General features: G+C 38.7%; 14 protein-coding genes. 8 read left to right on the forward strand and 6 right to left on the reverse strand.

All coding sequences use genetic code 11. The features are described 5' to 3' along the window. Positions 1–60 precede the first annotated feature (60 nt). The 8 genes from H6G17_RS09540 to H6G17_RS09575 all read left to right on the forward strand — a co-directional run bounded on the left by H6G17_RS09540 (position 61) and on the right by H6G17_RS09575 (position 10,009). Positions 61–1,119 (forward strand): glycosyltransferase, encoded by a 1,059-nt coding sequence (locus tag H6G17_RS09540; RefSeq protein ID WP_192156510.1) that lies wholly within the window; start codon positions 61–63, stop codon positions 1,117–1,119. A 10-nt stretch (positions 1,120–1,129) separates the two neighbouring features. Beyond that, positions 1,130–2,344 carry a glycosyltransferase family 4 protein gene (locus H6G17_RS09545; RefSeq protein WP_192156512.1) on the forward strand — a complete coding sequence of 405 codons (1,215 nt, stop codon included), beginning with the start codon at positions 1,130–1,132 and terminating at the stop codon, positions 2,342–2,344. Beyond that, positions 2,341–3,234 (forward strand): ABC transporter permease, encoded by an 894-nt coding sequence (locus tag H6G17_RS09550; RefSeq protein WP_192156514.1) that lies wholly within the window; start codon positions 2,341–2,343, stop codon positions 3,232–3,234. The genes H6G17_RS09545 and H6G17_RS09550 overlap by 4 nt, the downstream gene beginning before the upstream one ends. After that, positions 3,234–4,532, forward strand: a complete 1,299-nt coding sequence (locus H6G17_RS09555) for an ABC transporter ATP-binding protein (RefSeq protein WP_192156516.1) — start codon at positions 3,234–3,236, stop codon at positions 4,530–4,532. Before H6G17_RS09550 ends, H6G17_RS09555 begins: the two co-directional genes overlap by 1 nt. A gap of 138 nt (positions 4,533–4,670) precedes the next feature. Beyond that, the gene (locus H6G17_RS09560; RefSeq protein WP_192156518.1) at positions 4,671–5,345 is read left to right on the forward strand and encodes a hypothetical protein; all 675 of its coding nucleotides are present in this window, start codon (positions 4,671–4,673) and stop codon (positions 5,343–5,345) included. A gap of 135 nt (positions 5,346–5,480) precedes the next feature. Further along, positions 5,481–6,371, forward strand: a complete 891-nt coding sequence (locus H6G17_RS09565; RefSeq protein WP_192156521.1) for a glycosyltransferase — start codon at positions 5,481–5,483, stop codon at positions 6,369–6,371. 261 nt (positions 6,372–6,632) lie between these two features. Beyond that, a complete protein-coding gene (locus H6G17_RS09570; RefSeq protein ID WP_192156523.1) occupies positions 6,633–8,090 on the forward strand; it encodes a hypothetical protein in 1,458 nt (485 codons plus the stop codon). A 311-nt stretch (positions 8,091–8,401) separates the two neighbouring features. Next, positions 8,402–10,009 carry a hypothetical protein gene (locus H6G17_RS09575; RefSeq protein ID WP_192156525.1) on the forward strand — a complete coding sequence of 536 codons (1,608 nt, stop codon included), beginning with the start codon at positions 8,402–8,404 and terminating at the stop codon, positions 10,007–10,009. A gap of 176 nt (positions 10,010–10,185) precedes the next feature. Here H6G17_RS09575 and H6G17_RS09580 read toward each other — a convergent pair whose 3' ends face one another. The 6 genes from H6G17_RS09580 to H6G17_RS09605 all read right to left on the reverse strand — a co-directional run bounded on the left by H6G17_RS09580 (position 10,186) and on the right by H6G17_RS09605 (position 15,817). Next, positions 10,186–10,353 (reverse strand): hypothetical protein, encoded by a 168-nt coding sequence (locus H6G17_RS09580; RefSeq protein WP_192156684.1) that lies wholly within the window; start codon positions 10,351–10,353, stop codon positions 10,186–10,188. Positions 10,354–10,393: 40 nt separating this feature from the next. Continuing rightward, positions 10,394–11,458, reverse strand: coding sequence for a glycosyltransferase family 4 protein (locus tag H6G17_RS09585; protein WP_192156527.1), 1,065 nt, complete (start codon positions 11,456–11,458; stop codon positions 10,394–10,396). 9 nt (positions 11,459–11,467) lie between these two features. Beyond that, a complete protein-coding gene (locus H6G17_RS09590) occupies positions 11,468–12,646 on the reverse strand; it encodes a glycosyltransferase family 4 protein (RefSeq protein ID WP_192156529.1) in 1,179 nt (392 codons plus the stop codon). 62 nt (positions 12,647–12,708) lie between these two features. After that, on the reverse strand, positions 12,709–13,350 hold the full coding sequence (locus tag H6G17_RS09595) for a class I SAM-dependent methyltransferase (RefSeq protein ID WP_192156531.1): 642 nt from the start codon (positions 13,348–13,350) through the stop codon (positions 12,709–12,711). Positions 13,351–13,418: 68 nt separating this feature from the next. Continuing rightward, entirely contained in the window at positions 13,419–14,342 is a 924-nt protein-coding gene (locus H6G17_RS09600) for a methyltransferase domain-containing protein (protein WP_192156533.1), read from the reverse strand. Positions 14,343–14,527: 185 nt separating this feature from the next. Beyond that, a complete protein-coding gene (locus H6G17_RS09605; protein ID WP_192156535.1) occupies positions 14,528–15,817 on the reverse strand; it encodes an ABC transporter ATP-binding protein in 1,290 nt (429 codons plus the stop codon). Positions 15,818–15,893: the final 76 nt, after the last annotated feature.

Genomic DNA, 15,893 nt, shown 5'->3' on the forward strand with positions numbered 1-15,893 from the left:
CTCATTCTTAAATTCCTCTTGATTAAAGAACGTAACTGCTAGAAACAGAGACTGAGTAGCATGACAAACCCTCAAGTCACGATTGTTGTAGCACCGCGCGAACGTTTCAGCTATGCTCGCCAGTCCCTGGAGAGTATTTATGCAAATACGTGCATTCCATTTGAGCTGATATACGTAGATGGAAATTCCCCTACTGAGGTACAGCGCTACTTGGAAGCCGTAGCACAGGAAAAAGGTTTTCAACTGATTAGGACGAGTTATTACCTTTTCCCCAACCGCGCTAGAAACTTAGGCTTAGCTCGCGTTAACACCAAGTATGTCGCCTTCATCGATAACGATGTTATCGTTTCACCTGGTTGGTTGGAAGCCTTGATTCAATGTGCTGAAGAAACTGGTGCTACAGTTGTTGGACCTCTGATGTGTCACGAGGAGCCAGTGCATGAAGTCGTCCACTGTGCTGGCGGGGAAGCACGTGTTGTATGCGATTCTACTGGTAGAAGGCGCTTACGGGAAAAGATGTACAAACAAGGTCATCAGGTAGTAGAAGTGCGCCCCAAGATGCAGCGGACGCAAACGGAGTTATGCGAGTTTCACTGCATGTTAGTTCGCGCTCAAATCTTTGAGCAACTAGGTTTCTTCGATGAGTTAATGCTTAACTCCAAAGAGCATTTGGACTTCTGCATGAGCGTGATTCAAGCAGGAGGAACAGTTTATTTTGAGCCAAGTAGTATCATTACATATGTGCCAGGGCAACCCTTGAAGCCTACAGATCTGCATTTTTACATGCTGCGTTGGAGCGATGCATGGGAGTTGGCTAGCCTAAGTCGTTTGCGCGAAAAATGGCAATTAGCAGAGGATAGCTACTTCCAACATAAGTACAAATCTTTGGGATGGAGACGCAGAAACACAATTCTCCTTCCTCTCATCGATCGGTTAACCTTGGGAATTAAAAATCAGTCTCTAGAAAAAATATTGATGTATGGTCTTTTTGCACCACTAGAAACATTACTGAATCGTTACCTGACTGCAAGTTATGCTAGAAAACACCTAAAGCAGAAAAATACTCAAGCTGCGCCTGCTCTAGAAGAACCGATCGCGACAGCAACACCGCGATGCTAGGTGCAGATGCATGAAGATTCTTCTAATCAATGATTACGGTACAGCAACTGGGGGAGCCGAGTTACAAATGCTAGGCTTGCGTCAGAACTTGCGCGATCGCGGTCATGATGTTCGCCTATTCTCTAGTCGTGCTATGCAAGTTGCTAGCAGCTACTGCCTATCTGACTACAGTTGTTTTGGCACTACAACTCGATTGCAAGTTTTGTCCCAGACTGTTAACTTCTCTGCCTATTTAAAGCTACGCCAGATTCTGCATGAATTTCGACCTGATGTGGTTCACGTGCGCATGTTTATGTGGCAGCTTTCACCACTCATCCTTACTTTACTTAAAGACGTGCCGTGTTTGTACCAAACAGCCGTGTATAAAGCAATTTGTCCTGTAGGCACAAAACTTTTGCCCGATGGTCGTCCCTGTAAAGCTACTGCTGGAATTGCTTGTCTGCGCGATCGCTGCCTTACACCTCAATCTTGGGCAGTATTGATGGTACAGCGGCAACTTTGGCAACGCTGGCGCTCTGTTTTCGATCTAGTGGTTGCCCTTAGTTACGGCATGAAAGCACAGTTAGAAGCAGAAGGGATTGGAGCGATCGAAGTCGTACACAACGGTGTAGCTGTTCGACCGATGCGTCCCCCCCTTGCCAATCCCCCAACAGTTGCTTTTGCTGGACGGTTAGTGTCAGAAAAAGGGGTTGACGTGTTGTTGCGAGCCTTTGCACGTGCTAAAGCACAAGCGCCTAAAGCGCAGTTGCTCGTTGCAGGTCGGGGTTCAGAGGAAGATGCTTTACGAGCTTTAGCGGCGGAACTTGGCATTGTAACTGACGTGACTTGGTTGGGACACTTACCACGTTCTGAAATGGAAAAACATTTTGATTCAGCCTGGGTGCAGGTAGTACCTTCGCTTTGGTCAGAGCCATTTGGTAACGTAACAACTGAGGCAATGATGCGCGGTACATCTGTCATTGCTAGTGCTGTTGGCGCACAGCCAGAGATTGTTGTTGATGGTATTACGGGTTTTTTAGTACCGCCTCTCGATGTGGATGCCTTGACCGCTGCCCTGTTACGCTTATTGCTCAACGCGAGTTTAGCAGAGCGAATGGGGCAAGATGGTCGTCAGTATGCTTTAACCCACTTTAGTGAAGACCGATGTACGGAGCGTTTCTTGGAAATTTACCAGCTGCTGCGCGCATCGGCAGCAAGTGTATCATCGTCGCGAAATCGATCATGAAGAACTATTCTGCACGACGAAGAACGGATTTACAAAGACTGGAACTACCACCAGCGATCGTTTACACACCAGAGAATCTGCTCAGGCATCCAGTTCAACTATTCAAACTGATGTGGCGGGACTTGTTAGCTTCTCGCGAACTGGCATGGCGACTGATGGTGCGAGATATTAGCGCTCAATACCGTCAATCATTTCTAGGTTTTATCTGGGCATTCTTACCACCGCTGGCAATGGCAGCAGGATTTACACTTGCGAGTGAGTCCAATATTATCAAAATTGGTGTCACGGACTTGCCCTATCCCGCCTATGTGATGTTCAGCACGGCACTGTGGCAAACGTTTGTAGAAGCAGTCAATGGTCCAGTACAAGCTATAAACTTGTCGAAGCCGATGCTAGCCAGAGTCAATTTTCCCCGAGAGGCAATTATCTTAGCAAAGGTAGGTGAAGTGTTATTCAACTTTGCCATCAAACTAATCTTAATTGTAGGGCTATTTGTCTGGTATCAGATTCCTATGAGATGGACAATCCTGCTTGCTCCTGTAGCACTAGTTCATTTAATTATGCTAGGTACGCTAATTGGTACTCTTTTATCTCCTTTAGGAGTTTTATATCAGGATGTGTCAAAAGGTCTAACAATGGTAACAAACTTTTGGCTTTTTTTGACTCCAGTAGTTTATCCCGTGCCTAATGAAGGAACCTTTGGGTTTCTAGTCAAACTAAATCCTGTCACTCCGTTACTAGTAACAACACGAGAGTTAGCAACAACAGGAGATATCTCAAATGCTGGTGGGTTTTGGGTTGTCAGTGTCATAACTTTAGTTGGGATTTTACTAACATGGGTTACATTTCGTCTTGCAATGCCTTACGTAATTGAGAGGGTAAGTTCATAATGTCAATCGAAATAATACATAGAAAGACTGCAACTCACCCTAAAGAAAGTGAAGCCGTTATCTCCGTCGATCGCCTCTCTAAAAAGTTTTGCCGAGACTTGAAGCAGTCTTTATTCTATGGCATCCAAGATATTACAACAGATCTGGTGGGTGGAAGGCGAAAAAGTGATACTCTACGTCCAGGTGAATTCTGGGCTTTAAAAGATATCAATTTTCAACTGCAGCGAGGAGAAGCACTGGGATTGGTTGGAGCAAACGGTGCTGGAAAAAGTACCCTGCTACGAATTATTAGTGGTTTGATTAAGCCAGATACTGGCTCGGTAAAAATTAGAGGTAGGGTAGCTCCATTAATTGCCCTGGGAGCTGGATTTAACCCCATCCTAACGGGACGAGAAAATATCTATGCAAATATGTCAATTTTGGGCTTATCAACTCAAGAAATTAAAGAGAGATTTCAAGATGTGATAAATTTTGCCGAAATCTGGAATGCTATTGATGCTCCCGTACAAACTTACAGCTCTGGAATGGCAGCCCGATTGGGATTTGCTTGTGCAATTTATACGGAACCAGAAATTCTCCTGATTGATGAAGTGCTGGCTGTAGGAGATATCAAATTTAAAGCTAAGTGCTATCGAAAGTTACATGAGCTGCGCGATAAAGGTACATCTTTTATTTTGGTCAACCATAATCCGCAGGCAATATTGCATATATGCGATTTTGCAGTATATCTATCAAAGGGTGAATTAATTGTGTCTGGCAAAACAGAAAAAGTCATAGAAAAGTATGAAAACGATTTATTTTTGAACGATACCCATGAGTCCTCGCAAGTTTTGTTTTTGCCAGAAAAAACAGAATCTGAAAGTCTAGGGCTAGATATACGATCGCTCTTCTTTAGAGATCTTGAAGGAAATATTATTAAATCGCTAGTAAGCGGTAAACCAGTAAATTTCTGTGTGGGATGTCAGGCGCATCAGAGGGTTGATAATGTTACTCTTCACTTGAAAATTAAAACAATAGGTGGTGAAGGTGGAATGGGTACAGTTTTATTTCTGAGTGGCGAACACGATGAAAAATTTTTTGAAATTCCTTCAGGCAAACACGAGCTTCAAGTTGAACTACCTTATCTGGGGTTAGGACCTGGTACATACACTATGAGTATCAAATTAAAGCAGAGTTCTATTTATACTTTTGATGTGGTTGAGTCATTCAGGTTTACAGTCAAGTCAAATGGAAAAATGAGTGAATGTTGTTTTTATCAACCACGCCTATGGAAACTTGCGAGTCCAGAAAAAAGCTAACCCACTCTTGAGCTATGCAATCAAATAGGTATTCTTCTATTAACACAGTTTTTAGCTATAGATTTAACAATTGCTGTTAGTTGGTTCTACAAACTCTACCTAACATACTTAAAATATCAATTAAATCTGTTACTCACAATGGATAGAAAATTTAGAATAGCACGAGTTTGGTCGAATCGAGAACTTAGGAAGTTAGCCTCCCTTTTTAAAGGGGATGTAGTTAATATTTCTGCATGGGACGATCGAGATAAAGAAGGAGGTTACTACCAAGATTATTTTACTCAAAAAGATCGCTATTACTTCACTAATTATTCTGGGGAGAGAGGGTGGCAAGGCAAAGAAAATGAATATTTCCTCGATCTAACACAAGAACTCCCCTCCGAACTACAACAAAGATTTGATGTGGTGTTTAATCACACCACATTAGAACATGTCTTCGATGTAAGAAAAGCTTTTCAAAATCTTTGTCTTGTATCGAAAGATATCGTTATCGTTGTAGTTCCCTTTTGTCAGAAACAGCACGGAAAAGATATGTATTGTGACTTCTGGCGTTTCACGCCGACTTGTCTCAGATATTTATTTAAAGAAAATGATTTTGAAGTTATATATGAAGCACAAAGCCAACACAAGAATGCTGCAATTTATCTCTTATTTGTTGGTTCTCGTTATTCCGAAAAATGGAGGCATGTTATGCCAACTTACAAAGAAATTAAAGAGTGCGGTAATTGGATTGGTCATCCTTTACATCCATTAAACTTTCAATTAATAAAAAATATTTTAAGTTTTTTGAAAAATTTCCGTTTTGCCTTCTAGGAACTTTAATTGTCATTACAATGCTTTGACGTAGCTAGTAAAGTCCCCTAACACCATCTATTACAAGCAATTTACTTGTCTGGAATTGCTTCACAATTCTGGAGAAAACTGTATGAAATAGACTATCGGAAGTATATGACACATGAGCAACCTTTCTTCTCAATTATTATCCCTACCTACAATCGCCCCGAACGACTGGCAAATTGCCTTCAATCGATCGCTCAGCTAAACTATCCCCCAAATCGCTTTGAAGTCATAGTGGTAGATGATGGTAGCGAGATGCCAATCGAGCCAGTTGTTACATCCTTTGGCAAACAACTCAATCTCACTGCGATCGCGCAACAAAATTCTGGTCCGGCAAACGCACGCAACACTGGTGCGACTCGCGCCAGGGGAAAGTTTCTAGTCTTCACCGATGACGATTGTATGCCTGCTCCTGAATGGTTAAAAACCCTGGAGGTTCGTTTCAAGACAGCACCAGATTGTCTCGTCGGTGGTCGAACGCTCAACGCGCTGCCCGATAATCTCTACTCAACAGCTAGCCAAGTACTAATTGATTTCCTCTATGAGTACTACAATGCCGATCGCAATCGGTCAAGCTTCTTTGCCTCTAACAACTTAGCTTTACCAGCAGAACGTTTCCACGCCCTGGGCGGCTTTGATACCACTTTTCCCCTAGCTGCGGGAGAAGATAGGGAGTTTTGCGATCGCTGGTTACAGCACGGTTACCAAATGATTTATGCACCAGAAGCCCAAGTTTATCACGCTCATAAACTCACGTTATACGCATTCTGGCGACAACACTACAACTATGGGCGCGGTGCTTTTTGTTTTCACCAAGTACGCGCTCGTCGCAATATGGAACGCATTAAAGTAGAGCCTTTATCTTTTTATTTCAACTTGTTAAAGTATCCTTTCTCGCAGGGAGCGAGTCAGCCAGCACTAGCGATCGCAACTCTATTTATGTTATCTCAAATCGCCAATGTATCGGGCTTTTTTTGGGAAACAACAAGTTATTCAAGATGAGCTATTCGTTTTTTTAGCTCTGCGCTTCATGACATTATTCTATGACATCACTGTCACGAAATAGGTTCTTCTAACTACTAAAGAATCTATTTAGAGCCAGCAATTCTTACCATTTTTAGCGACCAAAACATGCTTGTTTAGGTATTAGCTTAAGCAAGCAATCTGTGTTGCTTGACAACTAGCACTTGCTTTCACTGCATCGAAAACAAATAAGGCGATCGAGCCAATTAAGTTTGAATTGATTCCATTTAGAGGTATAAAATGAAATTCTCTCAGAAGTTACAACATCTAGCTCAAAAGCACTCACTATTGCAAGCGCATAAACTCTCCAGAATATTTACTTCTTTACTCGTCACTTCTACTCTGTTCTACACTCTACCAGCGCGATCGCAAACTAGCTATTTAGGGATCAATAACGGTACTGGCTACAACACCGATCCCACATTTACCGACCGCTCGATTCAGCAAACCAAGGACTTAGGTATACAATTAGTCCGTATGGGTATGGATGGAGTTTATGGCAATCGAGAGGGTGCTAGCTTCGTTTGGTCAGCTAGAGATATTGTCGTTAACAAATATATCCAAGCTGGGCTGAGAATTCACGCACCAATCGCTCCTCGCTATCATGTCTACCGAGATAGTAACTACGAGCAGTGGAAGGCAAATTTTCGCTACTTTGCACGTAACGTAATGGAACGTTACAAAGGCAAAATTTTCTATTATATTATTGACAATGAGCCTGACCTAGACTTTGGCAATGGTACGATGACAGCACAACAATGCGTAGACATGACTCGCATTGCCTACGAAACAGCAAAATCAATTGACCCTAACATTAAAATTGAATCTCCCCCTCCTACAAGTCCAGGAAGCTATATCTTACAAGAGATGATCGACTTAGGAATCGATCGGGTCAGCGATTTTATTGGCATTCATGCTTATGGGGGGCAGATTCGAGAAGGTGAATTTGGCAATCCTTGGCGATTGCTAGCAGCACGTAATATTAGAAAGCCAGTTGTAGTGAGCGAATCCGGTACAATTTCTAGTTGGTATCAAGGTTCTAGTACTGAAAGAGAAAACTCTCGCAAAAGATGGTTTGTCATCTTCGGGCAGCAGCTTAAAAGATACGGCTACAACCATGCATTGTTTTTCGATCTGACTAACAATGGTGAATGGGCAATTTCACCGAACTTTAACCCAACAGCAACGTATTATCAAATTAAAGATCTGCGGTTGAACAAGAAGTTCTCTAACCCAGGTTTTGAATTAGCTAACAACGCAGACAACGAATGGGTACATTTCGATAACGATGATATCCGGCTGGGGGCTTCTCCAAATGTTGCTTTTATCTGCGGCGATCCTAATGGAGCGCGTGGGGGCAATTGCTATGCCAGACTTGATAGTGGTAGAGCGTTCAGAGGTAAGCAGATTTTTATCCGCAGAGTTCTTGGCGATGTACCAAAAAATCGGAATATAAAAATCGGCGCGTGGGTGTATGTTAACGGCGGAGCAACAGCAACGCTCAAAGCTTTAGGTTATGACTATCTTGATGGTGATGCTGAGATTGCAAAAACTGCAACTCAGAAAAACGTTTGGCAGTATTTAGAAATCACCGTACCGATTTCAAGATACTGGGCGGTTATCGAATTAGGTACTTCGGGAACGGGCAATTCAGGAGACTATGTAAAATGGGATGATGTAAGCGTTGTAACACCTTAAATAGTCATTTGACGATATACTAAAACTTCATCTAGATTTCTCCAAGTCAGTTGAAGCAGTCTCAAGTAAAGTATTGCTCGATCTACACGCCGATCGCAAACAATAACCGTGCAATCTATTGAATTCTATTTCTAGAAGTCATAATATTTGAGAGTTTTAGAGACTGATGCTTAGAAACCATTTCTACATCTAGCAGTTCTTGCTTTTTGTCTACCGATAAAAAGCAAGAATTAATCCATATCTTGCGATGCTGGAAGTGAGAATAGAATTATCAAATTGGTCATTTTTTAGAAACCCCCTAAGAGTTTTGTATGGATGTTTTACTAAAAGCTAACAAGCAACTTAATCGTTCTATCCTTGGCTTGAGAAAACAGATATGTTGGTTAAACTTTGCATTTCAAGAAGATACAGCTTGGATAAATGTGTTAGTTATCGTTTTTTTAGTACTCGGTTTGATTGGTATTCTCAATCACGAAATGTGGCGCGATGAGCTACAGGCATGGATGATAGCTAGAGACAGCTCATCTCTCATTGATTTATATAACAACTTAAGATATGAAGGGCATCCAAGTTTATGGTATATCTTTTTATATGCAATTACTAGATTCACTGATAATCCGCTGGCAATGCAACTTTTGCATTTACTAATTGCCAGCGGAACAATTTATGTTTTTACTAAGTTTTCTCCTTTTACTAAATTACAAAAAATCTTATTTACTTTTGGGTATTTTCCCTTTTATGAGTATCATTTAATTAGCAGAAATTATAGTTTAGGTGTTTTATTGATTTTCCTTTTTTGTCACTTTTTCACGCAGCAACAACGAAACTACCCACTTCTATCAGTGATTCTAGCTTTCCTAGCAAATACTAACGTATATAGCTTAATCATTGCTATTTCTTTAGCAATAACCATCGTCTTTGAAAAATTTTTCACTAAAAGCTCTGCTATTAAGAGATTAAATTTTACTAACATAGCTATATTGACTTGTGGTATGGCAATAGCAATTGTTCAAATTATTCCACCTACTGATGCCAAGTTTCAAGGAATTGCCAAACAAGACTTAACGCCAATCAATCACATTAATTACCTTCTATTTACTATTCTGCCGTCTGTGTGGAAAAGTTATATTCCTATACCAGATTTTCTTAATTATAATTTTTGGAATACTAATGCTTTTATAAATGATAATAGCTCTAAACTTATACTACTATGTATCTGCTTATTATCTTTATTACTATTACTATCTGCCATAGCTCTATTTAATCAGAAACCAGTTGTGTTATTTGCCTACACATCCGGAACATGCCTTCTGATCTGGTTTGCTTATGAAAAATTTTTCGGTTCTTTAAGGCATCACGGACATTTATTTATTCTATTTATTGCTTGCCTATGGATTTCCGCTTTCTATCCTGAATCAAATCGTCCTGTAATTTCTTTTATTAAAGGTGCAGCCAAATTTCTAAGCGATCGCAAAAATCAATACATAAACTTTTTATTATGCATTCATCTTTTATCTGGAATTTATGCTTACAGTATGGATTTAATTCATCCCTTTTCTGCTAGCAAAGAAGTAGCAGAATTTATTACAGACCGTCAATTACAAAATAACTTAATTATTGGTAGCCAGGACAATGAAGTTTCTCCCATTGCTGCTTTATTAAAACAACCAATTTATTACTTTGAGAGCAGTAAATATGGTAGCTTTATTAACTGGAATCAAAGAAAAAATCTTGACTTCCAAGCAGTAGCTCCTACTAAATTAAATAGACTTATACAACAAGATAACAGAAAAAGTTTACTGATACTTAGTCATAAGCTCAATCAGGAAATACCAGGGCTTCATCTAACTGAAATATACAACTCTAGCCAGAGTATTGCTCCTGGTGAAACTTACTATTTATACCAGTTAGAATTCTAAAACTGTGTTTTAGGACTTCTGTTAAACTTAATTTTTAATTTGAGCTGAGCTGCTCCAAGCTGGAAAAGAGACGTGAAACAACAATTCTAGCTGCTTGGCAGTCTCGTAATCATCTATGAGTGTTTCTTACAAATTGATCCGTGAATTTGCAAAGTAGCGAGAGTGATGTGTGAATCTTACAACTGAAGGATAAAAGCTTTACTCTCCCGATCGCATTCTGCTTTTTTTGCTAAAGATTGAATCCAGTCCCATTCTCTTGCCAACCCGTCTTTCAACGAAACCTGGGGTTGATAAAGTAGTATCTTCCGAGCTTTTGATACATCTGTCGCTGTATATAGCTTCAATCTTTTGCGAGTATTTACAAAAACGCTCGGAGAATCAATACTACTTTTCTAGTAGTTGCTGAACTGCAAGTGAAAAGTTATTCCATGTCAAGTGTTCGACAGTTTTTCTAATATCTGTTTTGAGTTGATAGGCTTGTTCAATTAACTTGCATACTGATTCAGCAGATGCATCAACATCAAAGAGAAAGCCATTGTTTCCGTGGTGAATAATGTCGAGAGCAAATCCAGTTTTGCTCGCCACAGGAACAACATTGCACATCATGGCTTCAATCAGAGGAATAGGACCACCTTCTAGTATTGCGGCGGAGACGAAGACATCCATTTGGGCGTAGTAGCTAGGATATTCGGCATAAGACGCTTCAATATAAGAAAAGTTAGGCATGGCAGTCAGCTCTGTAAACTTTTCATACCGATCCCAATCTCTACCCAGAAGAATAAACTTTCGGTGAGGCAACATTTTAATGATGTTGAAGATGCGATCGGGGTCTTTACGAGCATAATATGCAGTGCAGAAGCCAATAGCTCCATTCATGCGCTGATGCGATCGGAAAAGATTTGGGTCGGCTCCGCCACCGATAATGAAGCTAACTTTCTCAGGTTTCACTCCATCCTTAAGCATTTGTTTAGCGAATTGCGAACACATAGAGATGACTTTCGTGGAACAGTTCATCGCATAAACAAATTCTTCATTATTGATGATGCCTTTGGGGTGAGTGTAAAAAATCAGAGATTTACTACCCCAAAGACATGGATTTAGTTTTAAACATGCTACATAGAATGAGTAGTGAGCAAAAAAGTATCCTTTTGATAAAGGTAGGGAAGAGGGTGAGTAGTGAAAGCAGTATTTTCCTTTAAAATAAGTAGCAACTTCTTTACATATTGCTTCAAGTATCCAACCTTTACTTTCTTCAAAAATCACAAAAACGAGATCGTAACATTCACTTGAAGATTTACTAAAATACTTGTCAATCAAAAAATCAGTATAGCGGACATAATAAAAGTATTTATAGAGCTGTATTTTAAATATTTTGAAAATTAAAAATGTAAATTTATAAGCTGTTTTTTTAAGGATTTTACGTATAACTTCTGCATCAAATTTATTCATGTTGCATAATTATGTATGACTTAATCTAGACAAGGCAGCTAAAGTTTTTTTTACCATCTTTTCTTCAGAAAATTCTTGAGCGCGCGATCGAGCATTCTGTGCCATCAATTGCATCTGTTTGGGATGTCTGAGAGCCCAAAGAATGTTTTCTAGGAAACCATAACTATCACCTGGATCGCACAACAAACCATGAACGTTATTTTTCACAATTTCTGGAATACCGCTTGCATTTGTAGATACGATCGGCAAGTCATAGATCATTGCTTCTAATAAAGCCCAGGGAAAGCCTTCAGAATGTGTCGGAAATATAAAAAGATCTGCTGCTTGCAGAAGCCTTGGGACATCAGATCTGTAACCTAGCAGCAATACCTTATCTTCAATTCCATATTCTTGCAATCTACTGATTAGATTCTTTGATTGACCTCCTCCAGCCCACACGAACCTAATATTTGGAAACTCTTTGATTAGGTAAGGCAGTATCGGTATAAGATCGCCATGACCCTTTCGAGGATTTAAGTCAGCAACTGTCAGTAAAATTTGACTTGTTTCAGCTAGTCCTAGCTCTTGACGTACTTGGCGACGAATTTCAATAGTTTTTTCTAAGGCGTTACGATGACTTGAAAGTAAATTAGTTCTAGCGCCATTATAGATTTGAATTATTTCTGTTTCAGCAACATTAAATGATTGACATATAGTCTGGCGATCGCATTCTGTGATCGCAATCCATTGCTGATTTCTAGCACGAGCCCATGCGTAGAGTTTCAATCTTTTATTAGTAAATGTCTGGTTGGGGAAAATCAGAGCAAAGCGTACAGCTGTAGGCGTTTTTAAAAGCGCACAGGCAAGTATAGAACCTAAGCATAAATCGGCTAGTGGAAGGTTAATTAAAACAAAATTTGGCTTAACCTTGAGTAATAAGATAAGAGTTTTAAGCAACCATAAAAGCTGCCAGGTTATTTTCTGTTTCTGCGCTTCTACATCATCAACGGTTGCCTCATGATATTGCACGCCACTCTTTGAGAAGTCAGTAATTAAGGATACTGTTTTTTCAGTTTTGGGAAATGCTGCATGTACATCCCATCCCTGTTTTGCAGCAGCAGATGCAATAGTAAGAGAGTATTTTTCAGCTCCCCCACGAAGCCGTGAAGGAAAAAGGATTAGCAATCTCATCCTACTTTTATCACTCATTCTAAAACCTGAATAACTAACGTTTGTACTTTATAATACAAAAAACTAAAAATACTATGTTTTTATTTCTCAGCAACTACAAGACAAGTAATATAATATTTACGCTGTTGTCTTTTTAGTAAAATTTTTTGCACGAGCTTACCTACTAATCCAGATAAGTTGAACGCTTCAGTCAACAAAGGTAGTAAGGAAAGCTGATTAATATAGTAATGTTTTACAACTTTAAAGCCTGCTTCTTTAACTGCTTCAGTAATGGTATCCATATCAAAAAAGTTGACATGAGTTCTATCAACCCAATGATAATAAGTCATGAGGCTTTGACGCATTCCAGAAGTAATATCACAATTTGGAACTGTAAGAACTAAATTTTTACGGCAAATTCTATAGTATTCTCTGAGAGCCTTTTTTGGTTCTGGTAGATGTTCCAAAGTTTCAAAAGAAAGAACCGTATCAAAGCTACTATCTTTAAATTTAAGTTCAGAAGCATCTGAAACTGAAAAAAGATGAGGCATTGCATTCCAGGTTTCAAAATGCTGAATGTCAACACCTAAAATATTGTATCGATCTGCAAGTTTTAGTACGTAGGTTCCATTACCACATCCTACGTCGAGTACAGATTGCCCAGCATTTTCTAAAATCGCATTTAATCTTTCAGTATTTACTCCTCTAGCAGCATACGAAATAGAGTTTTTGAGCGTTAACATGTATTCCTTCCAATCATTTGTTTAAAACTTTGTTCGTACTATGAAACTATGCTATTTCAGTTATTATTTTATTTTATTAACTTGATACAAGCAACTGCACCTGCACACACAGGATTAGATGTATAAAATAAAGGATCGTTAGAGCGGTGTGTATTATATCTTATAGATGAACATAAATCCGAACTACATAGATTCCATCCTTTATCTGTGTATTTATAGTAAGTAATACTGTGTTCTGTAGGTACAAAAGCTTCAACTATTCTATTAACCATTGTTTCATTAAACTGCTGAAACCAACCAAAATCCTCGTAAGTACCAAAAGGTACTGTAATAAGTAATGCACCTGATTTTTTTAATACTCTTTTCATTTCTAAAAGAGCTACTACATAATCTTCTGGATTATGCTCGACTGTAGCCCCATACCTCTGATTGTTCATACCTACATGCTCAAGAGTTGATATGCAGGTGATCTGTTCAAAATAATTGTTGATGAAAGGAAGCGATCGAACGTCACCTAATACGTAAGATACTTTATTATGATAAAAACACCTTGCATCAGGAGTCAAGGATAACATTGTAATTTCTTGATTTGGGTTAGAGCTTAATAGCCGATCTATACAAAATTTATAATTAAGAGCAGGACCAACATCTAAAAGTTTAGAATTTTGATTATAGTTAAGGTTGGCAAAAATCCAAGGATACTCTACTACTCTTTCATCAAAAAAAGCTCCAAAACTTTCAGGTAGAAGAGTTTGATGTACAAAAAAACTAAAGTGTTCTTTTGAGGAGAGGGCTGATTGAATGAATTCGAGCTTAGCTTCTTGATAACCAGGACTAAATGGAATTTTTTGACTTTTATGATAACTATTGAGAAGATCGTTGTATTTTGGATATTTGTAACTTTTTAGAAAACTATAAGCTCCGTAGGGAATTAGCCCTTTAGCGATTAGCTTGAGTAGATAAGTGGCTTTATTTGTAGGGTTCAAAATCATTTTTTTAGTTTTTTAGCTAATAAAATAACAATTGATAGCTGAAAATGATAAATTTGAGATCAAAAATATACAAAAATTGGGTATATTCACCTTTTGATTTCATTTTGTTCTTTCTAGTAAGTAAAAATTCTTTATGGATTTTTAATTTTTAGTTATAGTTAAATTATTTTTGACGTGGATGTTAACTAAATATTATGACTTCTCACTAGTTTCCAAGTTCGAGGTTGATAAAATAAGCATTGGCTCATACCCTTACCTTCAACAGTAAACTTAAAAGACTCAACAGCATCAAGCATGTAGTATAAATTTTTACTAACACTGAGTTTAAGGGTATAAAAACTTGGTTTTAAACCAAGATAAGGCATTTTCAATTGAAGTTCATAGTATCCAGGTAATATATCCCATGACTCACCGTCTTGTTGTGTATTGATACATAAAACATGTTCGCTTTCTCCAAAGGTTTCTTGAATTAAGAAACTAAGAGTAACGTTTTTAATCTCTTTATAAGCCTTAAGTTTTACACAAAAATAAGTAGTTTCCCCACTTAATAGCGATCGCGTTAAGTTTCCTTTTTCATCTTTAAAGCATAGAGAAGTAATATTTAGATCTGATTGCTTGCTTTCATATTTTTCAGTTAAAAATAATAATTTTGATTGATTTTTAATTTCATTACTAAACAAGTCTTTTTCGTATTTATCTACAACTGAATCTGTATTGCCAACTGTAACTACTTTTCCTTTGAGCAAATAAATTGCTGATTCGCACATTGACAATATTGAATGAGAATTGTGGGATACTAGAATGAAAGATGTTCCCTGTTCGCGTAGCTTAGCTAGTCTACGGTAACATTTAGCCCTAAACTTTATATCTCCTACTGCCAGCACTTCGTCAATCAGGAGAATGTCAGGTTCCGTGTAAATCGCACAAGCAAACCCTAATCTTGCAGCCATTCCCGAACTATAAGTCTGCACTGGAGCATCAATTGCAGCACCAATCTCTGCAAAATCTAAAACAGCCTCAAATCGCTCGTCGATTTCTTGCTTAGACAAACCTAAAATAGACATGTTGGCATAGATATTCTCCCGCCCTGTCAATATTGGATTAAACCCTGCTCCCAGTGCAATCAGTGGTGCTATTCGACCCTTGATTTCCACAAATCCACTGTCTGGCTTAATTAATCCACTAATAATTCGTAGTAGCGTGGATTTCCCACTACCATTTGGTCCTACTAAGCCTAGTGCTTCTCCGCGTCGCACTTGGAAACTAACATCTTTAAGCGCCCAAAACTCATCGCGTCTTAGTTTTTCGCTCTTTTGTCGTATCCCTACTAACTCGGTAGCAATATCTTGAACTGCATAAAGCAGCGATCGCTTTAAGTCTCGGCAAAATTTCTTTGAGACTCCTTCAATTGAAAGAACTACCTCATTATCCAATTGTTGTTCTGATGTTTCCTGACTAGCAATACTAATTGTCATTAAAAAGTTATCCTCCTAACTACAATCAAGAAAAAAGCTGAAGTAAGCGTGTCTAAAAGTTAGATAAAATATATAC

Origin of the sequence: Chroococcidiopsis sp. [FACHB-1243] (assembly GCF_014696895.1) — a bacterium.
Taxonomy (GTDB): Bacteria; Cyanobacteriota; Cyanobacteriia; order Cyanobacteriales; family Chroococcidiopsidaceae; genus Chroococcidiopsis.